Origin of the sequence: Cucumibacter marinus DSM 18995 (assembly GCF_000429865.1) — a bacterium.
In the GTDB taxonomy this organism is placed as follows: domain Bacteria; phylum Pseudomonadota; class Alphaproteobacteria; order Rhizobiales; family Devosiaceae; genus Cucumibacter; species Cucumibacter marinus.
Genome location: NZ_AUCR01000002.1, coordinates 143,304 through 162,347, shown reverse-complemented (window position 1 = coordinate 162,347; position 19,044 = coordinate 143,304). Strand labels below are relative to the sequence as shown.

Genomic DNA, 19,044 nt, shown 5'->3' with positions numbered 1-19,044 from the left:
GGCAACAAGAGGGCTGATCCAATGGCAGTTGGCGACGTCACCGAAGACCGTGGTTATCCGCTCATGAGCCGGCTCATGCCGGTGCTGAGCAAGGTATTGCAGGGCCTGTTGACCCTGCTGGCGGTCTCGCTGCTGATTTTTCTGGCAGCGCGTTCCCTGCGCGGGGACGTCGCCAACATGATCCTGGGTCCGCATGCGCTTCCAGATCAGGTGGAGCAATTGCGGGTCCAGCTCGGCCTCAACCAGCCCCTTTGGACCCAATACATCAACTGGCTGGGCGGCATTCTCCATGGCGATTGGGGCACATCCCTCGCCAGTGGCCGCCCGGTCTCCGAAAGCCTGGTCATCGGCCTGCGCAACTCCGCCACCCTGAGCGCCGTCGCGCTCGCCGTGATGCTGCCCACCGCGCTGGTGGTCGGCGTTGTCGCCGCGCAATACCGCGACGGGCTGGTCGACCGGATCTTCCTCATCACCTCGATGATTTTCAATGCGGTGCCCGAATTCGTCACCGGCACCATTCTGGTCGCCATATTCGCGACAACCGTGGTGCACTGGCTGCCCGCAGTCTCGTTCATCCCGCCGGGAGACTCGCCGATTTCCTACCCTTCGGCGCTGATCCTGCCAGCGACCACCATCATTATCCCCGGCGTCATGTATCTGTCGCGCCTGGTCCGCGTGGCAGTGATCGACGTGATGACCACGGAATACATCCAGACCGCGGTCCTCAAGGGCCTGTCCCCGGCGCGCATCCTGTTCCTGCACGCCCTGCCCAACGCCATCGCGCCGATCATCCCGGCGGCGAGCCTTGTGGCAGCCTTCACCATCGGCGGCGTGGTCGTGGTCGAGTACCTGTTCGCTTATCCGGGCGTCGGCAGCGCGCTGGTCGATGCGGTCACCAACCGCGACCTGCCCGCGATCCAGGCCTATGTGCTGGTGATCGCCTCCGCCTATTTCTTCTTCAATCTCATCGCCGACGCGCTTGCGCGAAAGTGATGGCGCGCCCATCCAGCAAAGGAGACAAAGCGCGTGACGACAACCACTGACGCCAGCCTCGAATTGCCCCGGCCCCGCAAAGCCCGCGCGACCGGCCTGTGGCGGCTCTGGAGCTCGGCCCAGGTCCGCCTTGGTGTGACCATGCTGGTCGGCATCACGATCCTGGTCATCATCGCCCCGTTCCTGGCGCCCCATGACATGGCCGCCCCTGTGGGCCGGCCCTATGCGCCCCCCTCGCCCGAGGCCTGGCTCGGCACCGACAATCTCGGCCGCGATGTGCTCTCGCGCGTCATGTCCGGTGGCATCTATCTTGCCTGGATGGCCCCCGCCTCGGCACTGATCGCCGTGTCGCTGGGCGCCGCCATCGCGCTCATCGCCGCCTATTACGGCGGCTGGACCGACCTCATCCTGATGCGTTGCATGGATGTGCTGCTGGCGTTCCCCGGCATCCTTTTGACACTTCTCTGCGTCTCGATTTTCGGGCCCGCCCCGCCCTTGCTGGTAACGCTGGTCGTTCTCACGCTGATGCCCGGCGTCGCGCGCGTCATCCGTGGGGCAGCCCTGCCCTTGCTGCGCCAGGAATATGTATTGTGGGCCAAGACCGTCGGCACACCCGGTCGCGTCATCATCACCCGCGAATTGCTGCCCAACGTCTCTTCGCCCCTGTTGGTCGAACTCGGGCTGAGGCTCAGCTGGTCGGTCGCCATCCTGTCGTCCATGAGCTTCATCGGCTACGGCATCCAGCCACCCGCCGCTGACTGGGGACTGATGGTCGCTGAAAACGGCAATGGCCTCGGCATACAGCCCTATGCGGTTCTGGCCCCGATCCTGATGATCGTTCTCTACACCATCGGCGGGGCTCTGATTGCCGAGGGCTCGGCGCGGATCATCGCCCGCACGGAGGGCGAGGCATGACGAATTCGGTCGATCCCGCCATCCTCACGGCGGACGCTGTAACCGTCGAACGTCTCGACGGCGCGCCGATCATCGCCGATGTGTCGCTCACCCTCAGACAGGGCGAAGTCATGGGCATCGTCGGGGAATCCGGCTCCGGCAAATCGACCCTGGCCCTGGCCTTGATGGGACATGCCCGCCGCGGTGTGCGCATCGGCGGCGGCGCGGTCAACATTGACGGCACCGAAATGCTCTCGCTCACCCCGAAGCAATTGCGCAGTGCACGCCGCAACCTCGTTGCCTATGTCGCGCAGGACCCCGGCGCGGCGCTTAACCCCACGCTGCGCCTCGACACGCTTCTGACCGAAGGGCTTGAAGGCAGTTCTGCAGAGAAAACCGCACGCGCCAAAAGGATCCTGAAAAAAGTCGGCCTGCCCGACGACGATGCGTTCCTGCGCCGCCGGCCACGCCAGCTCTCGGGTGGTCAGCAGCAGCGCATCGCCATCGCCATGGCGGTGATCGCCGAACCCAAGGTGATCATCCTCGACGAACCGACTACCGGGCTCGACGTGTCGACACGCGCCAAGGTGCTCGACCTCATCAAGCAGCTCTGCATCGCGGACAATCTGACCGCGATCTATGTCAGCCACGACCTCGCGGTGATCGCCAGTGTCGCCGACCATGTGACGGTGATGTATGGCGGCCAGGTGGTCGAACAAGGTGAGATGCAAGAGGTGCTGGCCACCCCGCGTCACCCCTATACCCGTGCCCTGCTTGACGCTGTGCCTTCGGTCAATGACCGGCAGGCGCTGCTGCCGATCCGGGGCCGCGTCCCCAATGTCGGCGAATGGCCTGAGGGCTGCATCTTCTCGGACCGCTGCGATTATGCGATCGCGGCCTGCTCGGTGCGTCCGCCCCTGCGTCAGGCCGGCACCGCACTGGTGCGTTGTGTGCGGCCAGAACTCGCCCACACGCTCGGCGCCGTCTCGCGCCACATCGATCACCGCCGCGCGGCCGAGGCGGTCGAACCCGCCCTTACCGCCACCCATATCAATGCCGCCTATGGCGACAAGCAGGTGCTGTTCGACGTCAATTTGACCGTCGAACCGGGCCGCTGCCTTGCGGTGGTGGGCGAAAGCGGTTCGGGCAAATCAACGCTTTCACGCTGCCTGATCGGCTTGCACGAAAACCTGACCGGTGAACTGACCCTCGCCGGAAGCCCCCTGCCCCTGTCAGTCGCCGGGCGGGATCAGATCGCGCGCGAGCGCCTGCAATACATCTTCCAGAACCCCAACGCCTCGCTCAATCCGCGCCGGACCATTGGCCAGAGCCTGATCGCCGCGCTCGATGGGAGCGCCGCCAAGCGCGAAGGCCGGGCCATCGACGTGATCAACGAGGCGCTCGACCGGGTCAGCATTCCCGCCGATCTGACCGACCGCTACCCGGCCGAACTCTCGGGCGGCCAGCGCCAGCGTGTCGCCATCGCCCGCGCGCTTGTCTCGAACCCGGCGGTCCTGCTGTGCGACGAGGTTACCTCTTCGCTCGATGTGTCGGTGCAGGCCTCGGTGATCGAACTGCTGCGCTCGCTGCTCGAAGATGGCCTGGGCATGATGTTCGTCACCCACGACCTCGCCGTGGTGCGCAACATCGCCGACACGGTGATCGTCCTCAACGAGGGCCGCATCGTCGAGCAAGGCGAAATGCAGGCCGTGCTCAACGCCCCCCAACACCCCTACACACAGTCCTTGCTCGCCAACACGCTCCAGCTTCCCACCGGAGACGACGAGACCGAGACGGCGGCCCTGGCTGTGCACTGACCCCGGCGCGGGCCGCACTGCCGGTCCGCACCTAACAATTTCGCTTGCGTAATGAAGAGGAGAACATCATGGCGAGCCATTTTGACGGATTGCTGAACGACGACATGCCCTTGACCGACGCGGACTTTTCCGCGGAAGGCAAGTTGGCAGATCTGCAGGATCCCCCCAACACCGGCGGTTTCGAGCTAGTCGGGCGCATGATCCAGCCCCAGTCCCAGATCCACATGACCCATATCTGGATCACCGAGCTCGACGAGCCGCTGCTCTGGGTCTCCGAGCATGTGCATGACTATGACGAAGTGCTGACCTGGACCGGCAGCGACCCCCAAAACCCCAAGGATCTGGGCGCCGAAATCTATATCGATATCGAAGGCGAACGCCGCCACATCACCACCTCGGGCTCGATCTATATCCCCGCCGGGGTGAAGCATTGCCCGCTCGGTTTGATCAAGGTCTGGCGCCCCTTCACCTTCTCGGCGCTGTCCCTGGCCTCGACTTACAAGGCCAGAACCTGATCGCCCAACAGTCCTCACGCTCTGCAGACCAATGACTGCGGAACGTCTGCGGGCCGGCTGGCAACAGCCGGTCCGTTTGTTTTGGGGGGCGTGAATGGGTTATTGCCGAAACCTTGATGAGGTGTTCCGATGCAGTGGAAGCTTGCCGGAACTGCCATGCTGCCCCCTGACGCCGAGTTGATTGATGACTTCGTCACGGACACTGACGCGGTCCAGCTGCTGGCCAAGATCGACAGCCGCCCCTGGCAAGAAGACCTCAGGCGCAGGGTGCAGCATTATGGCTATCGCTACGACTACCGCGCCCGAAAGATCGCCGAAGGTTCTTATCTGGGAGCGCTGCCTGAATGGCTTGCGGATTTGGCAGCCCGCCTCGCCTCGAACGGGCTTTTTGCCGACCGGCCGGACCAGGTGATCGTCAACGAATACCTGCCCGGACAAGGCATCGCAGCGCATGTCGATTGCGAACCGTGTTTCGGCGACACCATCGCGTCACTGAGCCTCGGCTCATCCAGCGTTATGGAATTCACCGAGCTCGCCGGACCTCGCCGCCTGAGCGCAGCTCTGTACCCGAACAGTCTGCTGATCCTCAGGGGCATTGCCCGCTATGGCTGGAGACACGGTATTGCCGCCCGGAAATCCGACATGATTGACGGAGCGCGATGCCCTCGCGAGAGGCGCATCTCGTTGACCTTCCGAACGGTGGTAAGGGGATAGTTTGACCGACCGCCCGGGGACCATGCGGCCCCCGGCACGGATTGAGTCTTAGCTGCCTGCGCCCAGCGCCGTCTGGCAGGCATCGGCAAGGGCCCGGTCGGGCTTGTCGGCGCCGAGCGGGGTAGCCCAGCCGGCCTTTTCCACGATACCGCGGCGCTGATAGGAGCTGGCGGCCTCGAGTTCCGCGAGGACGGCCACGGATTTGGGGTCGGCCTTGGAAGCCGCGATGCAATAAGGCGTCAGCGCCATCGCAACTGCGGATACCGACTGTTTGCCCGACATTTCGGCTGCAGACCCGCCAGTCATCCAGCCGGCCCAGCTGAAGCCGATAATCGCCAAAGCGCCAGCACCAGCCACCGCGCCAACCAGCGCGGGCGTCGTCCATTCGGGGAGTTTCATGAAGTACGTCCAATCATAGGAGGACAGGCACGCATGATCGCGTGCAGGTGCCTCACCCTAGCACACACTGGCCCCTTTTCTTGCATGGTTTGCGAAGCGCCTTGATTTGAACACCGTTGCGTGAGACAAGGCGGGGCTACGTTTTCAGCCATCAATGGCTAACTGACCTGCCGGCAATGTCTTACTGATCTGCCGGTTTGATTGGCTTCCCCCTGATTTTGCGAACGTTTCAGCCCATACGCATGTTGCGGATGGGTAATCCGCTCGTTCGCCTCAGGCACCGGGCATATCCAAAGGTAAAAGCCATGACTAACGGCACCGTAAAATTCTTCAATGCCACCAAGGGCTTTGGTTTCATCACTCCCGATGATGGCAGCAAGGACGCTTTCGTTCATATTTCTGCAGTCGAAAACGCCGGCCTTTCCGGCCTCGCAGAGGGCCAGAAGCTCTCCTACGAGCTGGAAAACGGCCGCGACGGCAAGGTTTCGGCAACGAACCTGCAGCTGAACGACTAATACCGATCAAGGGCCGTCCCTCGGGGCGGCCCTTTTTCGTCTCGGGACCGGGCAGACCCTTTGCCCGCCCTGCCAGGGTTCAACCCCGGCCACTGCACAGCGCTCCACCCCTGAGTGTCGAGCGCATCGCGGCACCTCCCGCTATCTGAAAAGCATCACCGGTATCGTCACCGAGCGGATCATTTCGCTTGTCGTGCTGCCGATGATGAAACTGCGAATACGCGAATGCCCATAGGCGCCCATGACCAGGAGGTCGATACCATCGGCCGCGACCTTGTCATGGATAACGGTCTCGGGATTGCCGGGTATGAACTCACCATGGACCTCGATGCCCCCGGCCTTCAGCACGGCTTCCGCATCCGCCATCTTGCGCCGATGTTCCGAATTCTCGCTCCCGGCCATGACCAGGCTGCAGGACAACCCCTGGAACAGCGGATCGCGGGCGATGTGATCGACCGCCTTCATCGCGCTGCGCCCGCCATCAAACGCGATCAGCACGTTTTCCACCGGGCGGAACGCGCGGGATGCCACCAGCACCGGCCGCCGCGAACTGCGCAGCACGCGCTCGAGATTGGAACCCAGATGCAGCTTGGCGAAATCAGCGGCCTCGCCGCGCTTGCCGATGACAACGAGCTCGGCGTCTTCCTCGAGTTCATTGACGGCCTCGACGAGATCCATATTGCGCAGCTTTGATGAAACCCCGGTCACGCCAGCTGTTTTGAGACGCTTTTCCGCATCCTCGAGAATGGCACGACCGCGCTTGAGCGCCAGCTTGGCGCGCTGCGCATCGAGCTCGGCCAGTTCTTCGAGCAGTGCCGTGCGAGCACCAAGCCCGATATTGCCGCTGAGATCGTCAAGCGCGCCGGGCGTGCCCCGCCGGCCCAGAAGATGCAACAATTCGACATCGGCCTTGATCCGGCTAGCGGCCCAACCGGCATAATCGCACACGCTTTGCGCATAGACAGAACCGTCCAGCAGCGCGAGAATCTTGGTCATGGGTTTCTCCCCGATTGGCGCACGGTTTTCACACCACCCGCCGCAAATTCCAAACTCAGTGGCCCATCAGCTTTTCAAGCGCGCCGGGCTTGTCGTGAATGGCGAGCCGGTCGACGATGGTCTCGCTGGCCTCGTTCATCCCGATGATCGAGACGTCCGCCCCTTCGCGCCGGAACCGTAAGACCGCCATGTCGAGCGCCTGAACGCTGGAAATGTCCCAGATATGCGCGCGGGAAACATCGATGACGACTTCTTCGAGCGCTTCCTTGAAGTCGAAGGCATCCGCGAAGAACGGTGCCGAAGCGAAGAAAACCTGCCCCTCGATCCGATAAGTGCGCTTATAGCCACCCTCGGACAGTTCAGAGGTTACACGGAAAATCTGCGAGATCTTCCAGGCAAAGAACAGCCCCGACAACAAGACACCGACCAGCACGCCGATGGCGAGGTTGTGGGTGTAGACGACGGTCACCACTGTCGCCACCATCACGATGGAGGAGCTGCGCGGATGCGTGCGCAAATTCTTGAGCGAGCTCCACGAGAAAGTGCCGATCGACACCATGATCATGATCGCCACCAGCGCCGGCATCGGGATGGCGCTGACGAGATCGCCCAGCACCAGGATCATGAACAACAGGAACGCGCCCGCGAGGAAAGTCGAAAGCCGCCCGCGGCCACCCGATTTCACATTGATGATCGACTGACCGATCATGGCGCAGCCCGCCATGCCACCGATAAAGCCGGTTGCCGTGTTGGCGATGCCCTGGCCGACACATTCGCGGTTCTTGTCCCCCCGCGTATCGGTGAGTTCGTCAACGATCTGCGACGTCATCAGGCTTTCGAGCAGGCCAACCACGGCTACTGCGGCCGAATAAGGCAGGATGATCATCAAGGTATCGAGGTTGAACGGAATATCGGGTATCAGGAACACCGGAAGCGTGTCCGGCAACGCGCCCATATCCCCGACCGTGCGCACATCGAGCCCGAGCGAGACAGCGAGCACCGTCAGGATGATGATGCAGACGAGGGGCGACGGCACCGCCCTGGTGAGCATCGGGAACAGATAGATGATGGCCAGCCCGCCGGCGACCATCACATAGGTCAGCCAGGTGACCCCGATCAGTTCGGGCAATTGCGCGAGAAAGATCAGGATCGCCAGGGCATTGACGAAGCCGGTGATCACCGAGCGCGAGACGAACCGCATCAACTCCCCGAGCTTCAAAAGCCCCATGCCGATCTGCAGCAGCCCGGCCAACACCGTCGCCGCGAGCAGATATTGCAGTCCGTGATCCTTCACGAGCGTTACCATCAAGACGGCGGTCGCGGCGGTTGCCGCCGAGATCATACCGGGCCGGCCGCCGAAGATGGCGGTGAGAACGGCGATGGAAAAAGACGCATAAAGGCCGACCTTGGGATCGACACCGGCAATGATCGAAAAGGCAATGGCTTCGGGGATGAGTGCAAGCGCGACTACGAGACCTGCCAGCACATCGCTGCGGACATTCCCGAGCCACTCCCGCCGGAGCGTGGAAAAGTTCATGAATCCGTCTGGTGTTGGAGCAACAAACGACTGACCTCGCGAAAACGCGCAGCAGTCGGCGTGATGAGGATGGCCGGGGGATAGGCGCCCGGAGTAGCCACCCGGGCATGGCCCGGGTCCAGTTCGCGGGCCTTATGCAGACATTTGTGCCCAAGGGCAACCGCCTGAAACGGCATGGCAGCTATTCGCCAGGGACCTTGAGGCGACCTGCAAGCGCTCGCCTTGACTCACCATCCGTTATTTTCTGTACTGGTTATCCACATTTCGAGGACGCGAAATGTCTACATCGAGGGCAGCAAGGCGGCTGGGGCTGGGCTTCAGGCCGTCCGCCGGCACTGATCTGGCCGAGTCAGATTGGGTCGACGCACAACTGGTGGGCGAATTCACCGCCCCCGGTTACGCCCGTTTTGACGGTCGTAACACCGAGATCGGCGAATGGCCCGAGGCGCTGACCTATTCCCTTTCTGACCGGATGGATCGCCACAAGACACGCGTGCGGACCATTCTCGACGCAGAAGCCAAACAGCTCGATTCCGCAACACTGGCCCGAATTCGCGCAGATGCCTGGAACGACTATACGGTCCATGCTCAGGACATCCATCGGCTCGCGCACAGAGGCCTGTATGGAGAAGACCAGTTTCGCCAGCGGTTGACCTGGTTCTGGGCCAATCATTTCACCGTCGGTCGCAAGGGCGACGAGAACATCGAGTTCATCGGCCATTATGTCGACACCGCCATTGGCGGCGCTCTCGACGGGTCATTCGCCGACATGGTCTATGGGGTGGTCACCCATCCCGCCATGGGGATCTATCTCGATAATGTCTACAATGTCGGCGAGAACTCCCAGGTCGCACGCATCTGCAGGCGCGATGGCTGTCAGGCAGGCCCGAATGACAATCTCGGCCGCGAACTGATGGAACTGCACACAGTGTCCCCTTCGCGCGGCTACACCGAAGACGACATCCGCAACGCAGCCAACATCCTCTCCGGCTGGGGTTATCCGCCACACCCGAATGACCGACCGCCTTTCACACCGGACGACTGGTGGCAGTCCGCCTTTTTCAAACAGCGCGCCCAACCTGGCGGCAAGACGGTGCTCGGGCGTGATTATCCCGAAGGTCCGGCCGCGTTGCGCCGACTTGTCGACGATCTTTCGATCGATGCTTCAACCGCCGACTTTCTTTCCCGCAAGCTGGTTCTGCATTTCATCGGTGAAGCTGCCACCGAAGACGATGTTGCTGCCGTCCGGGAAGCCTGGACCGCTTCGGACGGACACCTTCCCACGGTTCACAGGGCCGTGGCCGAACGAACGCTGGAGCCCGCCGCGGCCGGCAAGTTCGTCTGGCCGATCATCTGGCTGTTCCAGGCCATGCGGATAAGCGGCGCCGACTTCTTCTATGGCTACGAACAGCTCAATCCCATGGAAGAAGTGGTACAGCGCAGGCCCGAACGGGTATTCGAGGAACTCGGCTTCGACTTCTGGTCGGTACGCCAGCCCGACGGATATTCCGACCGCAGTGAGGCCTGGATCTCGACTGAACACTTCGACCGCCGGATCCGATTTGCCGACTTGATCTACCGTTTCGGCAATCCGCGCCTTTCCGCGGCCGAGATCGCCGACGCCCTGGGCCTGTCGGCCAAGACACGGGACATGATCGCCACTGGCAACACACCCCGGGATCGGTTCGTGCTCTGCCTGTGCTCGAAGGAATTCATGGAGGTCTGAATGCAAAGGCGAACATTCCTTAAGGCTGCAGGCGCCTCTGCCGTTCTGACCGGATTTCCGGTCCACGGTTACACCTCCGAATTGCCGAAAGGGCGGATTGCCGTCCTCTTCCTTGAAGGCGGGCTCGACGGCCTGGCCGCCGTGCCACCGGTGGGTGACCCGCAGCTTGAGCGCATGCGATCGGATCTGGTTGCCTCGAAGCCGCTCGATCTCAACCCTTTCTTCGCCTTGCACCAGAACCTTTCGGGCTTCGGCAAGCTGCTGGCGAGCAATCAGGCTGCGATCTTCCACGCCACCAATTTTCCCTACATCCGGCGCTCACATTTCGAGGGGCAACGCATCGCCCAGAGCGGCATGATCAATGGCGCCGCCTCCCCCACCGGCTGGCTGGGCCGGGCAATGGACGAAGCAGGTATCGCCGGCCGCTCGCTGACCCTCGACACACCACTTCTGGTGCGCGGCGCTGTGGAGCTCGACAGCTTCTACCCCGCGTCCTTGCTGGGGTCTGTCAATCCCGACACAGAACTGCTCTCCCTGCTTTCGCAATCCCATGAAGGGCTTTCGGCCGCAACCTTCGGAACGCTCTACGAAAAGGCGCTGGCGGACGAAAACCTACCTCGGGTGCGCGATCCCGAAGGATTGGCCCTGGCAACTGGCCGTGCCATGAGCGCGCCGGAGGGGCCCCGGGTCACCATGATCCGCATCCCGGAGTTCGATACCCATGCCAATCAAGGCAATGATACCGGTCTGCATCCCGAATTGCTGGGTCTTGTCGACCGGGTGATAGAGAATTTCCGCATTGGACTGGGCGATGCCTGGCAGGACACCGTGATCTTCACATTGACCGAGTTTGGCCGCACGGTCCGGGAAAACGGGTCCGCCGGTACCGATCACGGCTATGGTTCGGCCGGCCTTGTTGCAGGCGGGCTGGTGGACCGCGCCGGCATCGTCTCCAATTGGCCGGGCCTGGGCGAGAAGGATCAGTTCGAAGGCCGGGACCTCATGGCCACGCTGGACTACCGATCCGTCTGCGCCGCCTGCATCGAGACTGCGCTCGGTCTGCCCCACGACGTGATCGCTGAAAAGGTTTTCCTCGAACCCGATCTGGCCCGGGTGACGCCCTATGTCTTCAATGCCTGACCCGAGAGCGGCACTGGCCGCATTCGCACTGTTCGCTGGCACCTTTTTGGGTTCAACAAGCGCGATGGCCGACACGCGCTGCGTCCAGGCCTTCCTGGCCGAGACCGCTTTCGATCCTGGCCCCGTGGACGGCCTTTGGGGCGGCAAGACCGAGACAGCGCTGGAGAACGCGTTCGACCAGCTCGACCGCACGGTGGAAGGCGGTACTGGCCGCAACAACACGGATGAGATCTGCGCTCTGTTTTCGGGTGCCGAAGCCGACGATATCAGGGAGCGGCTCGCCTATCGGTTCTATCCAATCGAGCTTGCCGACGGCGCCGGGAGCGGCAACAGTCCAACAGATTATGACTTCTCCGGCATCGATGTCGCGACCGGCTATTCTGCCGATCGCTGCACTTTCGAGATCCGGCGCCATCTGTTCAGCGAGCCAGAGGCCGTCAATGTGATGGCCAACGGCGACCTCGTGATCGAGGAAGGCCGCGTCCGCTTCGTTCGAACCCGGTGGCGGGTGGGCGGCTTCTCGGGCCCGGACGATCTCATCGAGCAGTCCAATCTCGCGATCCGCAGTGACGGCCAGGTGGTTGGCCGCATGATCTATTATGAGCGCTATATTCCGGACGGCGAGGTATTCGAACCCCCGATCTATGTCACGCTACCGGCCCATTTCGACAAAACCGACGGCCCGGTGGCTAATGGCCACACCTATTTCAACGCCAATAGCTGGTCTGAGGGCAGCCTGCGCATTTCGTGCCGCAAAGAAGCGCCGCCAGAGTTCCGATTTGCAACCGCATCACTTGCCGAGGTGCATCGTGAACAGAATTTCGTGGCCTACCGGCTGAAACTCGGGGGCACCAGGATCGGGGACGATTTCCGCATCTATCCAGATGTGATCATCTTCACCGACTACAACGGATCAGCCGACGAAACCGGTAACCTGATGCTGTTCCGGCTGGTCTTTCAGCGTGATGCGTTACAGCAACCCGAAAGCCGGGAGGCAGACTATCTCGAGTGCGGCGAAGTCGCCGCGAACGTGCAGGGCGACGGACAGCAATTGAAGCTGCATGTCGGCAACCAGTCCGAACGCAATGAGTGCCTCCTGGCCAAGATGGGCAAGACTGATCGCATCGCTTGGCAAGCGGTAATCGATAATCTCGAGGCAATTCTGGCAAGGGCCGGCCGCGGCCCGGCTTCCGAACGGGTGCGCGAACTCTACGCCTTCGCCCGGGGTGGCTGACGCCTCCGGGCGGATCCCGCGGCCGGGCTCCACCATTTTGCACAACGGGCGTATCCTGGCCCCCGGGAACTCTCGCCTCTCCACGCGCGTTGCGATCACACACGCAACGCAAACAGAGGAGTGGATCGATGCCTGCCAAATCGAAAGCTCAGCAGCAGGCCGCGGGCGCTGCCCTCGCGGCGAAGCGTGGTCAGCTCGACAGGCGTGACCTCGAAGGCGCCTCGAAAAGCATGTACGAATCCATGACCGAAAAAGAACTCGAAGAGCTGGCTTCCTCGGACCGGCATGACAAACCAGCTCACGTCAACGGGTAGTGGCAGGCCAGATCGCTGACGAAAGGGAGGCGCGATGAGCGAGAGCAGATCATCCGGCGACGCCGAATTCGCCGGTGTTCGCCTGACCCATCCCGACCGGGTGCTTTTTGAAACCCAGGGCATCACCAAGCGCGATCTCGCCATCTATCTCAACCGGTTCGCAAAGCCGATCCTCGATCACGCCGCCAATCGTCTTTTGAGCCTCGTCAGATGCCCCAAGGGACAGGGCGGACAATGCTTCTTCCAGCGCCATGGCGGCGCCGGATTGGATGAGCATTTCGGTCGCCTGTCGGTTGAACAAAAGGACGGTGAACGCGAGGACTATCTCTATCTCACCGGTAAGGATGGGCTGATCCAGGCCGCCCAGATGGGTGTACTCGAATTCCATATCTGGGGGTCGCATGTCGATGACATCGAGAAACCCGACCGGCTGGTTTTCGACCTCGACCCCGCCGAGGGCATGGATTTCGGAAGCGTCAAGACTGCCGCAGCAGCGGTCAGGGACGCATTGGAGGCACTTGGCCTCCGATCTTTCGCGCTCTTGACCGGCGGCAAGGGCATTCACGTCGTCGCGCCCCTGACGCGCACCCGAGAATGGCCGGACATCAAGGCATTCGCGTCGGCCCTTGCCCATCGGTTCGAGGCCGATGACCCCGATGCCTATGTGGCAAGCGCCAGCAAAGCCAAACGCGAGGGCCGCATCTTCATCGACTATTTGCGCAATGAACGCAGCAACACCGCTATCGCGCCCTATTCGCCCCGCGCGAGAGAAGGCGCGCCTCTGGCCTGGCCAGTGGATTGGGCCGAGCTCGGCACGATCGACAGGCCCGATGCGTTCAGGCTCGCCGAGGCGGATCCCGACAAGGCTGTGGCCTGGAAGGACTATGGCGCTGTGCGGCAAACCGTGACCAAGTCGGCAATGATCGATCTGGGCCTTTCGCAGGACTGAGGTCGCGACCTCCGCTTGGCGCCCGGAACAATTGCCGCCTTGATCTCATTTCTCCGCGAGGACGCTGGCAAACGATGGTTTTCCCATCGCCTGACAAGTCAAGGAGAGGCATCATGAAGGTAAGCGATTGCATGACACCGGAAGTTGCGGTGTGTGATCCGGACGAGAGCATCGGCACCATTGCCCAGCAGATGGCAGCACTCGATTGCGGTGTGATCCCGCTGGGCCAGAACAACCGGCTGGTGGGCGTCATCACCGACCGTGACATTACCATCCGCGGGATTGCCCGGGGCAAAGGACCTCATACCCCTGCGCGCGAAGTGATGAGCGAGGAAGTGCTTTATTGCTACGACGATCAGGATCTCGACGACGTCACCAGCAACATGGCCGACCTCAAGATCCGACGCATGCCGGTCGTCAATCGGGACAAGGACCTTGTGGGCATTCTCGCGCTGGGCGACATCGCCCTGAAGGACGGAGAAGCCGGTGCTGGCGTGTTCCGTGAGGTTTCCGAACACGGTGGACCGCACAGCCAGGATGCGCCCTGAAGGGTCGCCGGCGAAAACAATTTGACCGGTGGGCGGTCGTCGCCCGCCGGACCCATCTATGGCTTGCACCCGTACGTCACCCGGGATTCTTTGCGCCCGGTATCTCAACATCCCATCCCAGCCTGTCGCGTGAATAGAGCTGCACGACCAGGAGATGGACGCAGACAGCCAGCGGCGCTGAGAGGATGATGCCGAGCGGCCCGAACCAGATCCCGAAAACGACGATGCTGAACAGCCCGAGCGCCGGCGGCAGGCTGACGGCCCGTCGCTGCACCAGCGGCACGAAGACCGCGCTCTCGACCTGCTGGATGACCAGATAGAGCGCGGCAGTCCACATCGCATCGACATAACCGACGGATAGCGCAACCAGAATGGCGGGCACCGCTGCCGCGATGGGGCCGGCCACGGGAATGAATTCCAGCAGCCCTGCCAGCAGTCCGAGGCCGAGTGCCGAGGGAAGACCGATGATCATCAGCCCGATCGTCGTCGTCACCCCGATCCCGATCATCAAGGCGAACTGTCCGAACAGCCAGTTCTCGAGCGCATTGCCGAGATTGGTCAAGACGGACCGGACCCGGTCTTCCTGATCCTTGGGCATCAACCGCACAAGGATTTCAACATAGGTGTCGGGCCGCGCCGCCAGAAATATCCCGCCCGCGATCACAAGCACGGTGGTCGTCGCGAGGCTGACCGTCGCCACCGTGTAATTGGCAAGCCCGCCCAGCAGGCCGGCCCACCCACCTGTCCCCGTGATTTCGTCGAAAACGTCCTCGAACGAGAAATCGATACCGAGATTGCCAAACTCGCGGTTGAGATAGACCGGCACCTGTTGCCACAGATAGGAGAAGTCGCTCTGCACTCTGAGCCCGAGCAGCAGAACGACGCCGGAGAACGCGCCAGCAATGGCGATCAGGCTGACAGGCAGGCTGATGGCGTGCGGGAGACGCAACAGCCGCGACACAAGGCCCGAGATCGATTTGAGCACAATCGCCACCAGACAGGCGGCAAAGATCAGCACAATCGCTCCGGCGAACTGCCAGATCAGGAAAAGGCCAACCGCGAACAGAACGGCACGAAGGATGGTGGCTACCCCTCCTCACTCAGATTGAACATATCGGGTTTCGGGCGAACACTCTTTTCAAACGCGCCTGGGTCACCGACGTTCCCCTTTCGATGGAACACTTGAGGCCAGCATCGCGTTGTTCGGGTCCATGCCGCACGAGCAAACGAAGACGGAGAGCGAGCTACGCCGCCCCGATATCGGCCGGCAGGCGGACAAGCCGCGCCGTATCGCACCGCGGGGTTGGAAGCAGATTCTGCGCAGAACGGCCTGGAGCTTTCTCGAAGACAGGGTGATGCTGGTCTCGGCTGGCGTGACCCTCTACATGCTCATCGCTCTCGTGCCCGCGCTCAGTATCATCGTCTCGATCTACGGATTGTTCTCTGATCCGGTCTCGATCACTGAACAGATGTCGCTCTTGCAGGGGATTGTGCCACCCGGCGGGCTCGAGCTGCTCAGAACGCAGCTGACACGCATCGCCTCAGAAAGCGATGACACGCTGGGCCTCGCCCTGCTGATCGCGCTTGCCGTGGCACTCTGGGGGGCGAGCCTGGGCGTGAAGGGCCTGTTCGAGGCCATGAACATCGCCTATGGAGAGACCGAAAAGCGCGGTTTCATCCATCTCAACCTTCTGGCGCTGCTGCTGACGTTCGGTGCCGCCCTGCTGGCGGTCATTTCGATCACGATTGTCGTGGTTCTGCCCGCCATATTGGCGATAATCCCGGTCGAATTCCTCGCCGGGCTCGCAGTCCGCGTACTCAGCTTTGCCTTCCTCACCGTGATGCTGATCGTGGGGTTAGCCGTTCTCTACCGGCTCGGGCCAAGCCGGACGGATGCCAAATGGCGCTGGGTCACCCCGGGGGCCCTGTTTGCGGTGATCGCCATTCTGGTCGTCTCTTCCACCTTCTCCTGGTATGTGGCGAACTTCGGCAATTACAGCGCCACTTACGGTTCGCTGGGCGCGATCATCGGCTTTCTGACCTGGCTGTGGATCTCGATCATGGCCGTGGTCATGGGCGACGAACTCAATGCCGAGGCCGAACATCAGTCCGCACTCGACACCACCATCCCGCCCGAAAAGCCGATGGGCCAGCGCGGTGCCTATGTGGCCGACACGCTGGGCGATTGAGCCGGCGATGCAGGCCCTACCCCGTTTCGACCATCTCGCCTGCAACGCAAACTTGCTGCAGGGTCAGGTCTTCGCCGAGGACCAAAAGATCCGCCACCGCGCCGGCGCATAACCGCCCCCGATCGGTGAGCCCCAGATAGTCGGCGGGAATGGTCGAGCACCGTCGCGCCGCCTCGGCCACGTTCATGCCGATCGAGACGAGGTTGCGGAAAGCATCGATCATGGTCAGGCTGGACCCGGCGAGCGTGCCATCCGCCAGCCGCACCCCGTTGCCGCACTTGCGGACAAGCTGGGTCCCGAGCCGGAAATCGCCGTCCGGCATGCCCGCGGCCGGAGTGGCATCAGTCACCGCATAGAGCTGCGGGATCGCCCTCAACGCGGCGCGAATTGCACCCGGATGAACGTGCAGGAGATCGGGAATGAGCTCGGCAAACTCGGCATGGGCCAGCGCCGCCCCGGCGACCCCGGGCGCCCTGTGATTGAGGGCGGACATGGCATTGAACATATGCGTGACCCCGTGCCGTCCGCTCTCGAAACATCGCGCCGCAGTCTCGTAGGAGCAGTCCGAATGACCGATCTGGACCCGCACGCCTGACCGGTTGAGGAAAGCAGTCAGTGTTCCTTCCGGATCAGCTTCCGGCGCGCAGGTCACGACTCTGATCGGCGCAAGCGCCATCCAGCGTTTGATCAGGTCGAGGTCACCGGGGATCGCAGCATCGGGCTGCGCCCCCAGCTTGTCCGGTGAAATAAACGGCCCTTCCAGGTGCACGCCGAGAACCGCAGCGCTACCGGGTTGGGCGACATTCATCGCCGCACCGATTCCGTTGAGAGCAGATTCGACCGCCTCCACGCTGTCCGTCATGGTGGTCGCCAGAAGCGATGTTGTGCCGTGCCGGGTGTGAACCTCGGCCATCCTCTTCACGGATTCGGCGCCTTCCATGACATCGGCACCGCCGCCCCCGTGACAATGCAGATCGATGAAGCCCGGCACAATCAGCGAGCCGCGCTGACCCGGAACCCGCTCTATCCTCTCGATCCGGTCGCCTTCAACGATGATACGCGCGCTTTCGATCCCGATGGGGGTCACGACCTGGCCCGTGAAAACCGGCATTTATGCTCTCCGTTCAACTGCACCTCTTGCCAGCAGTGATTATAATGTTATAACCAATTTGCCAACAGGGAGCTTATGCCCTGTTCGCACTCACGCTTGGGAGGTTCCTGACAATGAAAACACCGACAACAATGATCGCCACCGGCATGCTGGCTGCAGCGCTGATGAACAGCACTGCCTTCGCCGAACCGGTGGAGCTGTCCTATCTGACCCACTGGGCGCCGGACACCGTCGCCCTGCTGGAAGACGCCGCCGCCGATTTTGCCGAATCCAATCCCGACGTGTCGGTTTCCGTCCGCGCGGTGCCCTTCGGCGATCTGCTGACCACCATCCGCGCCGGTGGCGGCACCACAATTGCCGGCATCTATGACCTCTGGCTGCCCGAACTGGTTCGGGACGGCCTCGTTGAGGCTGCACCCGACGCGGTCTCGAGCGAAGTCAATGAAGCATGGCCTGCCGGCATCGCCGCTGCAGCCAGCGTCGATGGCACGGTCTATGGCATTCCGAACGAGATCAACGTCTACGCCCTCAACTATAACAAGGCACTGTTCGAAGAAGCCGGGCTCGACGGCCCGCCAGCCACCTGGGCCGAACTTGAGGCCGCTGCTGCCGCGATCACCGATGCGGAAGCGGGCCGCCAGGGCTTTGGCCTCATCAACTCATGGGCTGCCGGGGTGGTTCATCCCTTCTCGTCGCTGCTGGTTTCCAATGGCGGCAGCCTTGTCGTTGACGGCAAGCCGGCCCTCGACACCGACGCCGCGGGCGAGACCTTCGCGCTCTACGAGACAATGGTCGAAAAGGGCTACACCGTTCCCGCCATGGGCACGGCTGATGCCAATACCACCGGCCCGTTCCTCGACAATTTCGTGTCCGGCAACACCGGCATGATCATCATGGCCAACTGGTGGGAAAGCGCGCTGAAGGCCGGTATGGGCGACGCTTTCGAGAACATCGCCACCGCACCGATCCCGGTCGGTCCGAGCGGGGACACCGCCCGGTCGATCTCCTACTCCTGGCTCACCGTTGTGAATGCGGGTGCCTCGGATGCCGAGCGTGAAGCAGCCTGGGCCTTCCTCGACTGGCTCAACAGCCCGGAATCCGGCGAAAATGGCGCCTCTGCCATGTCCGGTATTCTGATGTCGATGGGCATTCTGCCCTCGCGCGCCTCGGACGTGACCGCCTATGAAGGCGATCTCGATCGCGACTTCCTCGCCGGCTATGTCTCGGTGCTGGAAAACGCAACGGCCTTCCCGGTCGTGCTGGGCGGACAGGAATTCACCGAAGCGCTTCAGCAGACCATCGAGGCACTTGAGTACGGCCAGGTCAGCGCTGAGGAAGCGCAGGCAAACGCCCAGGCCGACGCAACGGCGATCCTCGAGCGCGCGCAGCGCTAAATACGGACCCAAAACCTGCGGCAGGCGCGATATCGTGCCTGCCGACCCCAGACCGGAGC

Annotated in this window: 19 protein-coding genes and 1 other annotated feature; of the genes, 14 read left to right on the top strand and 5 right to left on the bottom strand. The window is 62.5% G+C overall.

Annotated features, from left to right (window positions below; translation table 11 throughout):
• Nucleotides 1–21 precede the first annotated feature (21 nt).
• The 5 genes from G489_RS0103970 (at nucleotide 22) to G489_RS0103950 (ending at nucleotide 4,933) form a co-directional block, all read left to right on the top strand.
• Nucleotides 22–993, top strand: coding sequence for an ABC transporter permease (locus tag G489_RS0103970; protein WP_081691391.1), 972 nt, complete (start codon nucleotides 22–24; stop codon nucleotides 991–993).
• Between the two features lie 33 nt (nucleotides 994–1,026).
• On the top strand, nucleotides 1,027–1,908 hold the full coding sequence (locus G489_RS0103965; RefSeq protein ID WP_035871453.1) for an ABC transporter permease: 882 nt from the start codon (nucleotides 1,027–1,029) through the stop codon (nucleotides 1,906–1,908).
• Nucleotides 1,905–3,704, top strand: a complete 1,800-nt coding sequence (locus G489_RS19005; protein WP_081691390.1) for an ABC transporter ATP-binding protein — start codon at nucleotides 1,905–1,907, stop codon at nucleotides 3,702–3,704. The genes G489_RS0103965 and G489_RS19005 overlap by 4 nt, the downstream gene beginning before the upstream one ends.
• A gap of 68 nt (nucleotides 3,705–3,772) precedes the next feature.
• Nucleotides 3,773–4,219 carry a hypothetical protein gene (locus G489_RS0103955; RefSeq protein ID WP_029040427.1) on the top strand — a complete coding sequence of 149 codons (447 nt, stop codon included), beginning with the start codon at nucleotides 3,773–3,775 and terminating at the stop codon, nucleotides 4,217–4,219.
• Nucleotides 4,220–4,348: 129 nt separating this feature from the next.
• A complete protein-coding gene (locus G489_RS0103950) occupies nucleotides 4,349–4,933 on the top strand; it encodes an alpha-ketoglutarate-dependent dioxygenase AlkB (RefSeq protein ID WP_245578806.1) in 585 nt (194 codons plus the stop codon).
• A 48-nt stretch (nucleotides 4,934–4,981) separates the two neighbouring features.
• Here G489_RS0103950 and G489_RS0103945 read toward each other — a convergent pair whose 3' ends face one another.
• A complete protein-coding gene (locus G489_RS0103945; RefSeq protein WP_029040425.1) occupies nucleotides 4,982–5,332 on the bottom strand; it encodes a hypothetical protein in 351 nt (116 codons plus the stop codon).
• A gap of 305 nt (nucleotides 5,333–5,637) precedes the next feature.
• On the opposite strand from G489_RS0103945, the gene G489_RS0103940 reads away from it, so the two are divergent.
• Nucleotides 5,638–5,847, top strand: a complete 210-nt coding sequence (locus G489_RS0103940) for a cold-shock protein (protein WP_029040424.1) — start codon at nucleotides 5,638–5,640, stop codon at nucleotides 5,845–5,847.
• 141 nt (nucleotides 5,848–5,988) lie between these two features.
• On the opposite strand, the gene G489_RS0103935 is transcribed toward G489_RS0103940, so the two are convergent.
• Nucleotides 5,989–6,843, bottom strand: a complete 855-nt coding sequence (locus G489_RS0103935) for a universal stress protein (protein WP_029040423.1) — start codon at nucleotides 6,841–6,843, stop codon at nucleotides 5,989–5,991.
• A 55-nt stretch (nucleotides 6,844–6,898) separates the two neighbouring features.
• Complete coding sequence (locus tag G489_RS0103930) at nucleotides 6,899–8,380, bottom strand: SulP family inorganic anion transporter (protein WP_029040422.1); 1,482 nt, start codon at nucleotides 8,378–8,380, stop codon at nucleotides 6,899–6,901.
• A 67-nt stretch (nucleotides 8,381–8,447) separates the two neighbouring features.
• Nucleotides 8,448–8,503 (bottom strand) — a sequence feature (sul1 is cis-regulatory element that is thought to sense ions involved in sulfur or methionine metabolism; They are found in Alphaproteobacteria).
• Nucleotides 8,504–8,657: 154 nt separating this feature from the next.
• On the opposite strand from G489_RS0103930, the gene G489_RS0103920 reads away from it, so the two are divergent.
• The 6 genes from G489_RS0103920 (at nucleotide 8,658) to G489_RS0103895 (ending at nucleotide 14,291) form a co-directional block, all read left to right on the top strand.
• Entirely contained in the window at nucleotides 8,658–10,106 is a 1,449-nt protein-coding gene (locus tag G489_RS0103920; RefSeq protein WP_029040420.1) for a DUF1800 family protein, read from the top strand.
• A complete protein-coding gene (locus tag G489_RS0103915) occupies nucleotides 10,107–11,246 on the top strand; it encodes a DUF1501 domain-containing protein (protein ID WP_029040419.1) in 1,140 nt (379 codons plus the stop codon).
• 64 nt (nucleotides 11,247–11,310) lie between these two features.
• Nucleotides 11,311–12,480: a peptidoglycan-binding domain-containing protein gene (locus G489_RS0103910; protein ID WP_029040418.1), complete on the top strand. Its 1,170-nt coding sequence runs from the start codon at nucleotides 11,311–11,313 to the stop codon at nucleotides 12,478–12,480.
• A 128-nt stretch (nucleotides 12,481–12,608) separates the two neighbouring features.
• On the top strand, nucleotides 12,609–12,794 hold the full coding sequence (locus G489_RS0103905) for a DUF3008 family protein (RefSeq protein ID WP_029040417.1): 186 nt from the start codon (nucleotides 12,609–12,611) through the stop codon (nucleotides 12,792–12,794).
• 34 nt (nucleotides 12,795–12,828) lie between these two features.
• Nucleotides 12,829–13,743: a non-homologous end-joining DNA ligase gene (ligD, locus tag G489_RS0103900; RefSeq protein WP_029040416.1), complete on the top strand. Its 915-nt coding sequence runs from the start codon at nucleotides 12,829–12,831 to the stop codon at nucleotides 13,741–13,743.
• Nucleotides 13,744–13,856: 113 nt separating this feature from the next.
• A complete protein-coding gene (locus G489_RS0103895; protein ID WP_029040415.1) occupies nucleotides 13,857–14,291 on the top strand; it encodes a CBS domain-containing protein in 435 nt (144 codons plus the stop codon).
• Between the two features lie 76 nt (nucleotides 14,292–14,367).
• Here the strand turns inward: G489_RS0103895 and G489_RS19000 are convergent, their stop codons facing one another.
• The gene (locus G489_RS19000; protein WP_281173301.1) at nucleotides 14,368–15,357 is read right to left on the bottom strand and encodes an AI-2E family transporter; all 990 of its coding nucleotides are present in this window, start codon (nucleotides 15,355–15,357) and stop codon (nucleotides 14,368–14,370) included.
• 145 nt (nucleotides 15,358–15,502) lie between these two features.
• Here G489_RS19000 and G489_RS0103885 point away from each other — a divergent pair, with 145 nt between their 5' ends.
• The gene (locus tag G489_RS0103885; RefSeq protein WP_051332289.1) at nucleotides 15,503–16,480 is read left to right on the top strand and encodes a YihY/virulence factor BrkB family protein; all 978 of its coding nucleotides are present in this window, start codon (nucleotides 15,503–15,505) and stop codon (nucleotides 16,478–16,480) included.
• A gap of 16 nt (nucleotides 16,481–16,496) precedes the next feature.
• Here the strand turns inward: G489_RS0103885 and nagA are convergent, their stop codons facing one another.
• A complete protein-coding gene (gene nagA / locus G489_RS0103880; RefSeq protein WP_029040412.1) occupies nucleotides 16,497–17,591 on the bottom strand; it encodes an N-acetylglucosamine-6-phosphate deacetylase in 1,095 nt (364 codons plus the stop codon).
• 113 nt (nucleotides 17,592–17,704) lie between these two features.
• On the opposite strand from nagA, the gene G489_RS0103875 reads away from it, so the two are divergent.
• Complete coding sequence (locus G489_RS0103875; protein ID WP_029040411.1) at nucleotides 17,705–18,985, top strand: ABC transporter substrate-binding protein; 1,281 nt, start codon at nucleotides 17,705–17,707, stop codon at nucleotides 18,983–18,985.
• Nucleotides 18,986–19,044 lie beyond the last annotated feature (59 nt).

Coding starts and splice junctions, on each gene's coding strand:
- G489_RS0103970 (WP_081691391.1), top strand. CDS start 22: ATGGCAGTTGGCGACGTCACCGAAGACCGTGGTTATCCGCTCATGAGC.
- G489_RS19005 (WP_081691390.1), top strand. CDS start 1,905: ATGACGAATTCGGTCGATCCCGCCATCCTCACGGCGGACGCTGTAACC.
- G489_RS0103955 (WP_029040427.1), top strand. CDS start 3,773: ATGGCGAGCCATTTTGACGGATTGCTGAACGACGACATGCCCTTGACC.
- G489_RS0103950 (WP_245578806.1), top strand. CDS start 4,349: ATGCAGTGGAAGCTTGCCGGAACTGCCATGCTGCCCCCTGACGCCGAG.
- G489_RS0103945 (WP_029040425.1), bottom strand. CDS start 5,332: ATGAAACTCCCCGAATGGACGACGCCCGCGCTGGTTGGCGCGGTGGCT.
- G489_RS0103940 (WP_029040424.1), top strand. CDS start 5,638: ATGACTAACGGCACCGTAAAATTCTTCAATGCCACCAAGGGCTTTGGT.
- G489_RS0103935 (WP_029040423.1), bottom strand. CDS start 6,843: ATGACCAAGATTCTCGCGCTGCTGGACGGTTCTGTCTATGCGCAAAGC.
- G489_RS0103930 (WP_029040422.1), bottom strand. CDS start 8,380: ATGAACTTTTCCACGCTCCGGCGGGAGTGGCTCGGGAATGTCCGCAGC.
- G489_RS0103920 (WP_029040420.1), top strand. CDS start 8,658: ATGTCTACATCGAGGGCAGCAAGGCGGCTGGGGCTGGGCTTCAGGCCG.
- G489_RS0103915 (WP_029040419.1), top strand. CDS start 10,107: ATGCAAAGGCGAACATTCCTTAAGGCTGCAGGCGCCTCTGCCGTTCTG.
- G489_RS0103910 (WP_029040418.1), top strand. CDS start 11,311: ATGGCCGACACGCGCTGCGTCCAGGCCTTCCTGGCCGAGACCGCTTTC.
- G489_RS0103905 (WP_029040417.1), top strand. CDS start 12,609: ATGCCTGCCAAATCGAAAGCTCAGCAGCAGGCCGCGGGCGCTGCCCTC.
- ligD (WP_029040416.1), top strand. CDS start 12,829: ATGAGCGAGAGCAGATCATCCGGCGACGCCGAATTCGCCGGTGTTCGC.
- G489_RS0103895 (WP_029040415.1), top strand. CDS start 13,857: ATGAAGGTAAGCGATTGCATGACACCGGAAGTTGCGGTGTGTGATCCG.
- G489_RS0103885 (WP_051332289.1), top strand. CDS start 15,503: ATGCCGCACGAGCAAACGAAGACGGAGAGCGAGCTACGCCGCCCCGAT.
- nagA (WP_029040412.1), bottom strand. CDS start 17,591: ATGCCGGTTTTCACGGGCCAGGTCGTGACCCCCATCGGGATCGAAAGC.
- G489_RS0103875 (WP_029040411.1), top strand. CDS start 17,705: ATGAAAACACCGACAACAATGATCGCCACCGGCATGCTGGCTGCAGCG.